Here is a 13029-nt window from a genome sequence, read left to right on the forward strand (position 1 = left end):
GTTATTCCTACGCCTGTGATCACAATCTAATGTATGAGTCAGTTAGGCAATTATTGATTGCGTAATTTTTCGAGACGAGCCTGTAGCTCAGCCAATTTTTGGTTTTGTAATTGAATTTTTTTAGTATAGCTACTAAGAGTGCTACTGGTACTTGATAAACGTTGGGCCTGTGATGCTGCTTGTTGCCGTGATGCTTTGAGTGTCTCTAATATATCTGTACTCAAACCATTCCCTGTGTTTGATGCCGCTTTGGCTTGAGTGCCATCTGCATTACCATCTCGCCCGGGCGCAAGCACAGAAAATTGTGCTTTTGATAAAGTCTGTGTTTTAGTCGTAGTGACTTTTTCAGGGCGTTTGGCCGCTTGCATGCTTATAGAGGGTCTTTTAAAAGGTCTTTGAGCTGTTTTTTGCATCGCTGCTGTATTTGCTCTGCGAATATATTGTCTTTGTGCATCGATAGCTGCTTCTAAGTTTTTTTGCGATGGTATGACATCGTAACTAGGCAAAATAAGCTTAGCATCTGCTTTTAATTGATCTGCGTCTTTATTGATAAAGGCATCAGGGTTTTGTGACTGAATTTGCTTCATCACAATGGAAGTATCTAGATTATTTTCTTGCGCGATCTGCTGAGCAATAATCCATAGGCTATCGTTACGTTGTACTTGGTATTGATTAGTTGTCGTACTATCTATTGCTCTATCATTTGAAGACGCATTATTGATAGCGCTATTAGCGGTTTTCGAAGTTGTATTGTCAATAGAAGCCGCCAAGACGCTAGTATCATTTTTCTCAGTATTGCTTGCTATGATGCTAGTAGTCGGAGTAGGTACGGGTGATGCGTCAGCGTCTATTTTTTTACGACTCGGCTGTATCTGCCGTGTGACTTGAATATTTAGAGTGTCGAGTGGTTTATCAATCAATACTTTATCTAAGATAGGAGTGTTCTTAATACTTGCTTTGGCGTTATCATTGGCACTAACTTTCGTAGTTTCAGTGTTGTTGTTTGCATTTAAGAAACTGCTATCTAAACGGTTCGCTGAACTAAGTCCGTTACCAGTATTCTTTGCATTACTGATAGTGTTTTTTATATCAGAGTCGCTATTTAAGCGCCCATTATCAAGTCGACTAGGCGCGTAAGTAAAGTTGCTAGTCTGCGAAGTAGCTGTCACTGTCGGTGCTTGTATGTTAGACACTGATCTAGAAATAGAAGAGTCAACTGTTGCTATGTTTGCTAGAGCTGGTTTATTTGCAGCAGCGTTAGATACCGATATTAGTGGCGGCGGTGCACCTTTTCTTACGGTTAACGGTTTTGCAGCGCTTGCAGAAACATTTGGTAAATTGAGTTTCTGAGTGCCTTTAACACTGTTCTTGGAAGCATTATTAATCGGTAGACTATCGCTTAACGGCATTAATAATGTTTTTGGTACGACATTTTGCTGCCCATTATCATTGATCGATAACACCAAATCAGCAAAAGGCTTGGACACAGGCTGTGATGTGCTGATTAATACTTGACCGCTAGTCGCTGAAGTTGCTTGAAAGCGCACCTGCATTGAATCAGTCGGCGTCAATCCCATCTGTTGATAGATAACTGGATTGGCCAAGCTTGCTGAAAAATCAGACGCTCGTATGTCAGTGACCACGATACTTGCGCTCAACGGTTCATGCTGAGCTGAGCTAACCACGGTCTTACCGATAGTTGCCGCTTGCGCGCTTGGAATAATAGCGGCCAAACCTACAGAATAAAGTAATGCCATCGATACCGCGCGATGCACAGGAGTCAAGCGACGAGATAAATGACAAGACATGAATAGTCCTTTACAAAATAAGTTATCTTTGCTGTTATAACAAAGTACGGTTTAGTTTACCAGTTTATTTCACAACTGTTGCGTCCAATGCATAAATGTTTATTTAATGTTTAGCTTGTTTTCTTATCAAGTAACATAGCATCGCCATAGCTAAAGAATCGATATTCTTTTTCAATAGCATGATGATAGGCATGTTCAATCGATGCTTTGCCAGAAAAAGCTGATACCAACATTAGCAACGTCGATTTGGGTAAATGAAAGTTTGTTAACAGTCGATCAATGACACCGAATTTAAACCCTGGATAAATAAAAATGTCCGTGTCCCCTGACCAGCTAGAAAGTGCTTGCCCATTGATAGCTGTTTTTTGATACGCCGTTTCAAGGACGCGAGTCACCGTGGTACCAATAGCAATAACCTTATTGCCATTTGCATGCGTCTGATTAATCAGCTCAGCAGTTGCTTGTGGCAGATGTGCATACTCACTGTGCATAGTATGATTGAGTAGATTGTCTGTTTTAACTGGCGCAAAGGTACCAGCGCCAACATGCAATGTCACAAAAGCAGTACTGATGCCTTTTTCCACCAGCTTATTGAGCACCAAGTCATCGAAATGCAAACTTGCTGTCGGTGCAGCGACACTTGCAAGCTTAGCGGGATCATGAAACACCGTTTGATAACGAGTATTATCAGTGTCATCGGCCTGACGTTCAAAGTAAGGCGGGATAGGTAGCTCGCCGTAAAGTTCTAAATCAGGCAAAATTGGCGCATCAAAGGCTAAAATAAACAAGTTGTCCTGACGACCAATCATCGCGCCACTCATATGACTATCGGCCAGTTGAAAACGTTGACCAAGTTTCAGTGCTTTGCTGGCTTTTACATGGCAAAGAGCAATATGTTCTTGGTTGACTGATTCATTATTTGAATCTTCTAAATGCAGTGTCGTTATATCTAAGTCTGAGACAGTAACCAATCGCTCAATCAAAACCTCAAGTTTACCGCCAGTATCTTTTTGACCAAATAGGCGTGCCTTCATCACCTTTGTATCATTAAATACAATCAGGTCTCCAGCATCTAATAAATCAGGCAACTCAGAAAACAAACAGTCTTCTACAGGCGTAGCATTTGTGTCAGTGTGAGCAGGCAAGTACAAAAGTTTTGAAGCAGAACGCTGCGCTAATGGATATCGCGCAATCAAACGATCTGGTAGGTCATAGTCGTAATCTTCCACGCTTAGATAATCTAAGACGTCACTATTGTTATCGGTATCAAGCGGGGCATTAGAATCGGAAGATGCAGTGTGAGCGTTGGTCATAATCAGTCTTTAAATGGATAGAAATTTTGGCATAATTGTAGCAGAAATACTGCTATAAAAGGTTGCTTTACTAAGTAGCCAAAGTGCACAAAATATATTTGAATAGCCTAAGCAAAAGTAATAGTTTTTAACTGTTCTCATGTTTATTACGTTAGTCTTTGTTTATTTTACTCAAATAAATTTAATTGAGGCAATAGTTGAGCTGCAGGTGTCAATGACGAAAAAGTGACCCCGACTAATCGGATAGGGAGCTGGCGCGGAATATCTAAGAATAACTTGTCTAACCAGTAATGAGCAGATTCAGCACTACTAAAAGCGGTGGTTAGCGTGTGTGTACGGGTAATCTGAGTAAAGTCAGCATACTTAACCTTGAGCGTTATAGTATGAGCGACGAGATTTTTTTTGTGCAGTTGCGCGAAGGCATCCGCGTTTTGTTCATAGATTTGTACACGTAACGCCGTGTCATCGTTTAGGTTTTCTCTAAAAGTAGTCTCCGAACCAACAGACTTATGCAGGCGCTCAGATTTGACAGCGCGTTCATCCCGACCATGAGCGATATCATGATAAAACTGTCCTCGCTTACCAAACTCATCAATCAATACTTCGGCTGACATACGGCGTAGATCAGCACCGTTAGTCACGCCCATTGCATGTAATCGTCTTGCCGTTGCTTTACCTATCCCATGAAATCGTTCAATAGGTAGTGTGCTGATAAAAGCATCAGCGTCTTCTGGCGTGATAATAGCGGTGCCGTTAGGCTTGTTGATGTCAGAGGCAATCTTGGCCAACATCTTGTTGAAAGACACGCCAGCAGAAGCAGTCAATCCTGTATGTTGTAATATTTGTGTTCTTAACCAGTTGGCCATTAATGTCGCTGAGCCTTTATGTACAGTAAGACCAGTGACATCGAGATAAGCTTCATCTAGCGATAATGGCTCAACATGAGGCGTTAAGCTGTACATGATATTGCGAATATCGCTGCTAACAGCTCGATATATTTCAAAACGTGGTCTAACAAATATGACTTCTGGACAACGTTTGCGAGCCTCATAACAAGACATGGCTGAGCGCACCCCAAACTGACGTACCTCATAGCTAGCCGCTGCTACAACACCGCGACCATTTGGATCTCCACCAACCACTAGTGGCTTGCCCCGTAATTCTGGGAAGTCACGTTGTTCTACACTGGCATAAAACGCATCCATATCTATATGAATGATTTTACGTGGATTGGATGCTGTAGGAGTTTTCATGATTAATATTTTACATCACTCAATACTTTTATTTCAGTATCGATTATTAAACGGTAAAGGGGTTTTTCGAATATAGAACCATAAAAATATGGCAATATGCGAATAATTTATATATCAATAATTAAATATAGTGTAAGGTTAATAGTCAGATATATATGGCGTTAAAATACTAATAAATTAAACTTAGTTAACATATGTTCACTAATATATGTTTTGTATGGTACATACCTTAAGTTTTTCAGATTTTCCATACCGCCTGTCTGAATATTATTGCCTTACATCATGAATATTATGATTATATGTTACAGTTCTAATGCTATCGTTTTACAATATATTAACCAAAACAATTAATAGTTATGAAAGTAATAAATGGTTTTTTTATAGGAATTTTATTTACCTGATAAAACATTGTTTATAGCTCATACCAAACTTATGAATTGAGTACTGGTAAATTAACTTTCTAAAAAAATAGTAATGAGAAAGTTCAAGATAATTAAGGAGCTGATAATGAGTCATGAATTAAAAGGGAGCGATTTAACACGAGCAATGTTAGCGCGGGGTGATGAAAATATATGGTGCGCGGTTTGTGATGAAAGCGATGAACAAGCGATGATGGATCAGTGTGGTAATGATTTTACCGCCTATATTGTGTCATTTAATGATGGATATTTTTATTGTAGTGCTGGCATGCCATGGAGTTATGCGGTACCGATTAAGATAAGCGCTGTTATGCCATTCGAAGTATCGATATAAACGAGCTCGGAATTTATTAAAACAAATATAAATAATAAGCACAAAAAAACCTCCGATAAAGGAGGCTAATTTGTACTAAATATTGGTACCAGTGGTCGGACTCGAACCGACACGCTTTTAAAGGCAACGGATTTTGAATCCGTCATGTCTACCAATTCCATCACACTGGCATGTTAGGTGATAATAGCTATTGACTAAATATTATCTAATTGGGCTACAGTGTTGACTGTATAGGCTGCGTATTATAGCAGCCTATTTACATGCGTCAAGTATTATTTTATACAATTTTTCATTTATTCTAATGATGCTAAATAGCATCATTCTAGCCGACAAAGGCACGCTCAACTGCGTAATCTGCTTGCACACCCATACGTGGTGAAACAGTCAAGCCAAAGTTATCTAAAATGGCAGAAACCTCAGCATTAAACGGCATACTGCCACAAAGCATGACACGGTCATCATCCTTATTCATTGGCGGTAAACCAATATCTTCAAACAATTTGCCTGATTTCATCAAATCAGTGACACGACCTTGGTTTCTAAACTCTTCACGCGTAACGGTTGGATAATAGATGAATTTTTCGCGATACCATTCACCAAAGATTTCATCATTAGGCAGCTCATTTTCAAACATTTCACGGTAAGCCAAATCATGAACATGACGTACGCCATGTACTAAGATGATTTTGTCAAAACGCTCATACACTTCAGGATCACGTGCTAGTGACAAGAAAGGAGCAAGGCCAGTACCAGTAGAGAGCATGTAAAGGTTCTTACCTGGTAGCAGATCGTCCAATACTAGTGTGCCCGTTGGTTTTTTACTGACTAACAGCTCATCACCTACTTTGATATGCTGTAAGCGCGAAGTTAATGGACCATCTTGAACTTTAATAGAAAAGAATTCTAAATGATCTTCATAGTTAGGGCTAGCAATTGAATAAGCGCGTAATAGTGGCTTGCCATCAACAACAAGTCCAATCATCGCAAATTCGCCATTACGAAAGCGCAAGCCATCGTCACGAGTGGTTTTGATACTAAATAGAGAGTCATTCCAGTGATGAACCTCTGTGACCGTTTCGGTGCGAAGTTTTGACATAAAGTCCTCGTTAATAAGTTGTTATTTGTGTGTTAAGTTTGAATAAGTATTAAATCAGAATTTTCAATGTTAAATTGAACATTATAAAAACGTATCAGTCTTTTGATCGTTGTCGAAACTGCTATTTTTATGAACGAGTAAATGATGGATAAGCGCAGTACAGCTGGTTTATCAGCTTATATATAGCCAGCTATTACGTCATTAGACATAGTAGATTTGCGTCAACGATGACAGCATTACCAGTCATATCGCCCAAATGTAAATGACTCTCATCAAATTTCTTGCTCATAATACCAAACTTTAAAATAAAAATCCGTCTAGCAGTGTTTGTCTAGCATGATAAAATGGAATATCGTTAGTGAGTAATTTTGTATCATTTGGCAAAACTGCCTTATCAGGGCAGTTTTGTATTACTGGAGTTGGTATATGCTTGATGAGAATCCCCTGTTAAATAACTACCATCAAGCTCCTGTCATTGGCTATCATCGTGCTCCGCTTTCGCAAAAATTCGGTGCGCCGCGCCAGCCAAACTTGGTCGCTTTGACTAGTGTCATTGAGATGTTAGCGCCATATGATACGCCAGCTGCATTTGATGGTTTGGATAAGTTTAGTCATATATGGGTAAGTTGGCAGTTTCATCATAATTATCGATATAAAAATAACAATGAAACCAGTACTAGTTTTCGCGTTCAAGTACGCCCACCAAGATTGGGCGGTAATCAAAAAATTGGGGTGTTTGCCAGTCGAAGCATGTATCGTCCTTCAGGACTAGGCCTATCTGTTGTCAAGCTCGAACAAGTCAAAATAATTCAAGGTCGTGTATTATTGATTATCGAAGGTGCTGATATGATAGATGGCACGCCAATCATCGATATAAAGCCATATGTGGCCTATAGTGATGCGCTGATCCAAGCAGAGAGCGGATTCGCACCAACCGCTCCAGAATTATTAAACGTAACCGTGACCGATGCTGCTAACGAACAGTTTATGATGCTAGTAAGCGCAGGCGAGCCTAGTGATGCTCATAATGATACAAGCAACAATAATACAAGTATTAAAGACGCAAACACTGGATTAAGTAATGCGACAGTTGCGTCTACGATTCATCGTATACAAAGTCAATTGATAGCCTCAGATATGAGCATTATTAAAGAGCTAATTGCCCAAGACCCGCGTCCAGCTTATCGTCGGACAGAGATAGCCACACCATTCATTATGCGTTATAAATCCGTTGATGTGAGTTTTCAGTTGATAGCATCAGGACAGCTACAGATAGCTGCTGTAGTTGCAATATAGCTGGCTTGCATTGATATTATTTTTGACAACACATTTTAAAACAATAGAAGAAGAGAGATATGTCTGCTCAACAGTACTCGATAGTGATTGATTTGCGCTGGTGTCTAGATGAGCTATTGGCAGATAAAGTGATTGACCAACGCGGCTATAACCTAGTCATTACTAGCCGCCGCGACAAAGCGCAGCATCCTTTACTAACGATTAGTGAATTTGGCTTGCCGAATGGCCATGCGACGGACAATAGCGCTGAAAATAAATTAACTTTGGCTTGGCTCAATCAGTGGTTGGCGGCTAAAGCAGACATGTCTCTCGTTCGTATTGACCCTCTAAAAGTTGATGTCCCTGCAGTCACACAATTGATGTCATTCGAATATGCACGTTCACAGCATATTTTACCGATTGAGGTCGCTGTAGACGAAGTGATTATTGGAACGGATCAGCCTTTTTATACTGACTGGCACTCAAGTATTGAAAAATTAATCAAATCAAAAAGCTATCGTACGGTCTATATCAATCCTGAGCAGATCAAACGCTACCGTCAGGAGTTCTATCAAGTCACCCAAGCGATTGCAGGCGCAAATAGTGTCCATAAGCGTGCAGCTGCCGATGTGACCAATGTCGAAGCATTATTGCAATTGGGTGACAATACCAACCCTGATGCCAATGACCAGCATATCGTCAGAGTCGTTGATTGGCTGTTGCAATATGCCTTTGAGCAACGAGCTAGTGATATCCATTTAGAGCCACGTCGTGAGACAGGTAAGGTTCGCTTCCGAATTGATGGTGTGCTCCATACGGTATATGAGATGCCATTGGCAATCATTGTCGCGGTGACCGCACGTATCAAAATTTTAGGGCGGCTAAATGTTGCAGAAAAGCGAAAACCGCAGGATGGCCGTTTAAAGACGCGAACGCCGAAAGGACTAGAGACAGAGCTTCGTTTATCGACTATGCCAACCGCTTTTGGTGAAAAGTTGGTCATGCGGGTGTTCGATCCTGAAGTACTGGTGCGCTCCTTTGCTCAGCTTGGTCTATCCGGCAAACAGCTTGAAACGTGGCATGAGTTGACTGCTCATCCAAACGGGATTATTTTGGTCACCGGGCCTACAGGTTCGGGTAAGACCACGACCTTATATAGTACCCTCAAGCAGTTAGCGACTGAACAAGTCAACGTCTGTACCATTGAAGATCCTATTGAAATGATTGAACCTGCATTTAACCAAATGCAAGTAAATCCAGGTGTCGATTTAAACTTTGCTGACGGCATTCGCTCTTTGATGCGTCAAGATCCTGATATTATTATGGTGGGGGAGATTCGTGATGCCGAAACAGCCAATATGGCAGTACAAGCCTCATTAACAGGGCATTTAGTGCTCTCGACACTACATACTAACGATGCGCCAAGTTCAATCACTCGCTTGCATGATTTGGGTATTCAGCCATTTTTGACATCAGCAACTATCTTAGGCGTAATGGCACAGCGCTTGTTACGTACGCTATGCTCGCATTGCAAAAAAGCAGTAGAAGTTGTGCCAGATAGCGAGGTTGCCATTCAATGGCAGGAGTTGGTACAACCTTGGCGTGCGCCTGCCCCAGCACAAATTTATATGGCTCAAGGCTGCGAGCATTGTCGACATACTGGTTATCAGGGACGAGTCGGCCTATACGAGATTATGCCGTTGTCTAACGAATTAAAAAAACTGGTCGCAGCCGATACAAACTTAGATGTACTCAAACAACAAGCTTATCGCGAAGGTCTACAGCCATTGCGTTTATCAGGGGCAAAACGTATTAGTGAAGGCGTGACAACCATAGAAGAGGTGATGCGAGTCGTGCCTCTTAATTAACTATTGTATTTGAAGTCGTGTTTAGCGTTCCCAACGTACGTTTTGGCGAATGATTTTTGCTGGTGTGCCTGCTACCATACAGTTTGGTATAGTGACTGGTTTATTGACGAAGGCACCTGCTGCGATGATACATCCATCAGCGATAGAGACGTTTTTTGAAATAGTCACATTAGCCGCAATCCAAATATGATCTCCTAGAATGACATCAGAATGTGCTTTGTTCACTCGTACGTTAGTATCTATATCGTAGACCTTGTGCACATCGGTAGCGCGAATTTCAATACCACGCGATATCATGCAAGACTTACCAATGGTTACACTCTTGTCACGTGCCAAGATATAGCAATCAATGGCAGTGGTATGCTCACCAATATGAATGCGTAAATGATTACCAACGACTAATAATTGACCAGAGAATTTAACATGTTCTGCGATAGTGACTTGATTGTGATTACCATTAATGTCGATTTTTAATTTATTAAGTTTCCCATGACTACCAATGGTAATTCGATTGTTATCACCTTTACGAATGGTAATTGTGGAGTTGCCAATGATACGTACGTCGTTAGCTATTTCAATGTAATTACTATGGCCTTTATCTTGTAGTAAAAACCGTTGTCTATAGAGTTGCTTCGGTAACAATGTTTTGAATATATGCGGTAAAGTGATAGTTTTTTTATGATTCATATTATGGCACTTATGAGAGGTAATAAAGGTTTTAAAGCTTCGGTTTTTAAAAGACTGTTATGACGTATCGACTAAGCTCGTATCATCCATTTATTTAGAATAAATTCTATTTAGAGTATTTTTGATAGCTATTAATGTAGTGTACCGTTAAACGATACTTGAAAACAGATTCCTTCACAGCAACCAATGCAAATAAGATTTAAATTTTAATTCCCATACTTTTAATTAATAAGTTATAAAAACGAGATTATTTATGTTTACAGATACTCATTGTCACCTTAACCGTTTAGATTTGACGAAATACGATGGTAAATTATCTGGCGCGATTGACGCCATGAAAACTGCTAATGTTACCCGTGCGATGGCGATCATGTGTGATTTTGCAGAATATGATGAGATTGCCAATATTGTGAGCACCTATGGTGACGAGACATTAAATCTAGGGATGAGTGTAGGGATTCATCCTTGTGAAGATATTGATATACTGAAATCAGCGACGGTTGAGCGCCTAATAGAGACTGCTGATAAAGACCATGTATGGGCAATAGGCGAGACAGGGCTGGATTACTACTGGTCTACAGAAAATAAAAAAGAGCAGCAAGCCAGTCTTGCACGTCATATCCATGCCAGTCAGCAACTAAAAAAACCACTTGTCATACATATGCGCGATGCAAAAGAAGATACGCTCGATATCTTAAAAAGTGAAGGTGCTGAGCATGGTATTATTCATTGCTTCACTGAAGACTGGGAGACCGCAAAACGTGCTTTAGATTTAGGATTTTATATCTCTTTCTCAGGTATTATTAGCTTTAAAAGTGCCCAAAATATCCAAGACGCTGCAAGGCACATGCCTAGAGACAGAATCTTGATTGAGACCGACAGTCCATATTTGGCGCCTGTGCCTAAGCGTGGTCGTCCCAATGAGCCTGCCTACGTACCCTACGTCGCCAGTTTCATCGCAGATATGTATGGTTGTGATAGTAACGAGGTCGGAGCATTAACCGCAAAAAACTTTGAAAATTTACTGGCACAGTATCGCTAAAATGGTTATGCTATGACCAGTCAGTCATTTATGTGATAGTCTTATAGTTAAATCCCCTTTAGTATTTAATTTACTAAACGTAACTATATGATTATCAATGATTATTTGTAAATATAAGCATATCCCTTTTATGGTATTTCAGCAGTTCTTGTATAGTTTTATACGCTCATTGCCAAATGTACGCACATAATTGATGGTCATATGCTTAATCTTGTCATGTTTTAGGAGAGATTATGAGTCGTCAGCACCAGTTCAAGGCACGAGAAGAGAACATCTTAGCGATGGCAGAACAATTGCTACTTGAGTCAGGCGATGGTGATATCACTTTAGACAGTTTGGCAGATCAGCTCGATTTGGCTAAAGGCACCCTGTACAAGCATTTCTCCAGTAAAGATGAGCTTTATCTGCGTATTATTATTCGTTACGAAGAGCAATTGTTTGAGATTAACCGTATTGATGACTGCCCGTCGGCAGGCGTTGCCCGCATGATTTTCCAGCAGTTATTCAATCCGCAAAAAGCCATGCTATTGAACCAAATCGAAGAGCGTTTGGCAGCATCGGTCACAGGTCTGAACCGCTTGTTTGGTGAGTTATATGATATCCGTCGCCAGCGCATGAAGCGTTTGATTGATATCATCAGTGCTTATCTAAAGGACGAACACAGTAATTTGAGTACGCGTGATTATTTATCATCTATCTGGGCCATTGGGCAGGGCGGCGCAGGGCTATTGAACTCAAGTTTTTATCAGCGTTACTTGGGTCGCCGTGATACGTTACGAGTGGCGTTTGTTCGACAAGTACTAGAGTTACCAAGTCATTATCCTGCTGATGATGAAGAGGTCATGGATGAAGACATGCAGGAGCTGGTCGAGCAAATCGATACTGAGTCAGAAGAGCATCGCAATACCAACTATTAAAGTAGTTATTGGTAGAGTACCTTTCTTGGTTTTAATAGATCGTGCTGTGATGGTTACTATTGCAGCACGGTTTGCAGTATTAATTCACATATCTTCTAATATTACTCAAACCTCCTTTCTCATTCTGCGATAATTAAAATCGGACTTATAGGTGCAATATGCCGGTCAGTGTTAAGACGCAGTCCAGTTCAGCGGCTACTTGCTCTTTTACTTTAATTAGTCAAATGACTCGATCAAGTTGTTTCCATATCAGTCCTGTAGACCATTGTTGTAGCTGTGTCTCCATATCAACTGATACTCATCACTTATCATCAGTCTCACCAATAAACAGTCGGACACAGATTGGTTTCACATTGGTAGAAATCGTGGTGGTAGTCGTTATCTTGTCTATATTTGCTGGCATAATGAGTTTGTCTGTCGGTAGCAGTGAAGCCCGCAAAAACCGCGCTTTTTATGAGCATCTTACCGATTCGTTAAGCTACGTTCGCTTATTATCGGCTGAACGTATGCAACCAATGGGTATGCGTATGCAGGCAGATAAGCAAGGTCAAGTAGAGCCGGTCATCGTTACCCTATCAAATCCATATGTTGCGTATCAGACAACGGCGATGATGTCAGATAGTACCGACAGTCAGCCTAAGAATGCCATGGAGCTGTCGGCAGAGGTGACTAGTTTATCAGGCTCTAATGATGAGCAAAAACCAACGCCAAGTTGGGAAATCGAGTCAGGTGTTAGCTTGCCTAAGCTGCCCACTGGCGTAAGTATCAGAGTTCAAAGTTTGGATTCTAGCGGTTTACAAAACCCGGGACGAACACAAACCTTACAGCCTTGGTTTAGAGATCAAAACGTACCGCAGGTATTGTGGTTTGGTACAGGACAAGCAACGCCTGTCACCATTGAAGTGCTTCACGATTCGCGTTTAGTGGGCGAAGTAATTACGATAATGCCAAATGGCAGCATGCGAATCGGACAGGGGTTATAGTGACTAAATTATATAAACCTTCTATGACAAGCCA

General features: G+C 40.8%; 11 protein-coding genes and 1 tRNA gene. 6 read left to right on the plus strand and 6 right to left on the minus strand.

Annotation, left to right across the window (positions count from 1 at the left end; all coding sequences use genetic code 11):
• Nucleotides 1–50: 50 nt before the first annotated feature.
• The 3 genes from FQV37_RS00960 to dinB form a co-directional block, all read right to left on the minus strand.
• Nucleotides 51–1808, minus strand: coding sequence for a type IV pilus assembly protein FimV (locus tag FQV37_RS00960; RefSeq protein WP_160020923.1), 1758 nt, complete (start codon nt 1806–1808; stop codon nt 51–53).
• A gap of 110 nt (nt 1809–1918) precedes the next feature.
• Nucleotides 1919–3121, minus strand: coding sequence for a tRNA preQ1(34) S-adenosylmethionine ribosyltransferase-isomerase QueA (gene queA, locus FQV37_RS00965; protein WP_160020924.1), 1203 nt, complete (start codon nt 3119–3121; stop codon nt 1919–1921).
• Nucleotides 3122–3288: 167 nt separating this feature from the next.
• Nucleotides 3289–4374 (minus strand): DNA polymerase IV, encoded by a 1086-nt coding sequence (gene dinB, locus FQV37_RS00970; RefSeq protein WP_160020925.1) that lies wholly within the window; start codon nt 4372–4374, stop codon nt 3289–3291.
• A 507-nt stretch (nt 4375–4881) separates the two neighbouring features.
• Here dinB and FQV37_RS00975 point away from each other — a divergent pair.
• Nucleotides 4882–5127: a hypothetical protein gene (locus FQV37_RS00975; RefSeq protein WP_057759343.1), complete on the plus strand. Its 246-nt coding sequence runs from the start codon at nt 4882–4884 to the stop codon at nt 5125–5127.
• An 83-nt stretch (nt 5128–5210) separates the two neighbouring features.
• Here FQV37_RS00975 and FQV37_RS00980 read toward each other — a convergent pair.
• Both FQV37_RS00980 and FQV37_RS00985 read right to left on the minus strand, forming a co-directional pair.
• A tRNA-Leu gene (locus FQV37_RS00980) sits at nt 5211–5297 on the minus strand.
• Between the two features lie 152 nt (nt 5298–5449).
• Nucleotides 5450–6223 carry a ferredoxin--NADP reductase gene (locus FQV37_RS00985; protein ID WP_057759345.1) on the minus strand — a complete coding sequence of 258 codons (774 nt, stop codon included), beginning with the start codon at nt 6221–6223 and terminating at the stop codon, nt 5450–5452.
• Nucleotides 6224–6649: 426 nt separating this feature from the next.
• On the opposite strand from FQV37_RS00985, the gene tsaA reads away from it, so the two are divergent.
• Nucleotides 6650–7519, plus strand: a complete 870-nt coding sequence (tsaA, locus tag FQV37_RS00990; RefSeq protein ID WP_160020926.1) for a tRNA (N6-threonylcarbamoyladenosine(37)-N6)-methyltransferase TrmO — start codon at nt 6650–6652, stop codon at nt 7517–7519.
• Between the two features lie 59 nt (nt 7520–7578).
• Nucleotides 7579–9366, plus strand: a complete 1788-nt coding sequence (tfpB, locus tag FQV37_RS00995) for a type IV pilus assembly ATPase TfpB (protein WP_160020927.1) — start codon at nt 7579–7581, stop codon at nt 9364–9366.
• Nucleotides 9367–9387: 21 nt separating this feature from the next.
• Here the strand turns inward: tfpB and FQV37_RS01000 are convergent, their stop codons facing one another.
• Nucleotides 9388–10053, minus strand: a complete 666-nt coding sequence (locus FQV37_RS01000; protein WP_102094914.1) for an acyltransferase — start codon at nt 10051–10053, stop codon at nt 9388–9390.
• A 253-nt stretch (nt 10054–10306) separates the two neighbouring features.
• On the opposite strand from FQV37_RS01000, the gene FQV37_RS01005 reads away from it, so the two are divergent.
• The 3 genes from FQV37_RS01005 to FQV37_RS01015 all read left to right on the plus strand — a co-directional run bounded on the left by FQV37_RS01005 (nt 10307) and on the right by FQV37_RS01015 (nt 12995).
• Nucleotides 10307–11095: a TatD family hydrolase gene (locus FQV37_RS01005; RefSeq protein WP_160020928.1), complete on the plus strand. Its 789-nt coding sequence runs from the start codon at nt 10307–10309 to the stop codon at nt 11093–11095.
• 233 nt (nt 11096–11328) lie between these two features.
• Nucleotides 11329–12012, plus strand: a complete 684-nt coding sequence (locus tag FQV37_RS01010) for a TetR/AcrR family transcriptional regulator (protein WP_160020929.1) — start codon at nt 11329–11331, stop codon at nt 12010–12012.
• Nucleotides 12013–12365: 353 nt separating this feature from the next.
• Nucleotides 12366–12995, plus strand: coding sequence for a prepilin-type cleavage/methylation domain-containing protein (locus FQV37_RS01015; protein ID WP_240990902.1), 630 nt, complete (start codon nt 12366–12368; stop codon nt 12993–12995).
• The last annotated feature ends 34 nt before the right edge of the window (nt 12996–13029 follow it).

The organism is Psychrobacter nivimaris, assembly GCF_009812035.1.
Taxonomy (GTDB): domain Bacteria; phylum Pseudomonadota; class Gammaproteobacteria; order Pseudomonadales; family Moraxellaceae; genus Psychrobacter; species Psychrobacter nivimaris.